This window comes from Vibrio ichthyoenteri ATCC 700023 (genome assembly GCF_000222605.1).
GTDB lineage: Bacteria > Pseudomonadota > Gammaproteobacteria > Enterobacterales > Vibrionaceae > Vibrio > Vibrio ichthyoenteri.
In genome coordinates, this window is record NZ_AFWF01000298.1 from 1 (window position 1) to 261 (window position 261).

Here is a 261-nt window from a genome sequence, read left to right on the forward strand (position 1 = left end):
CGCAACGATTATGGTTAGTGCGATGAACAACATTGTTCATTTTTCACCTAAATTCAAATATAAATGTGACTACATTCTTACAACATCTCTCGCCGATTGTACTGCAGTTATTTTCCATAACCCTAAAACTAAAGAAACCTCTTTTTGCCATTATTACACTCAAACCATTGATAGCGAGATATTAAAAAAACAACTAGATTTGATTGAGAGAAGTGATAATGGAAATGAAGTCAAAGCCTATGTTGCGGTGTTTTTCAAGAC

The 261-nt window shown here is 33.7% G+C and carries 1 protein-coding gene; it reads left to right on the forward strand.

Features of this window, described 5'->3' with window-relative positions:
• Positions 1-22 precede the first annotated feature (22 nt).
• A partial coding sequence (locus tag RH85_RS23355; protein ID WP_206536053.1) for a hypothetical protein occupies positions 23-261 on the forward strand: 239 nt, incomplete at its 3' end.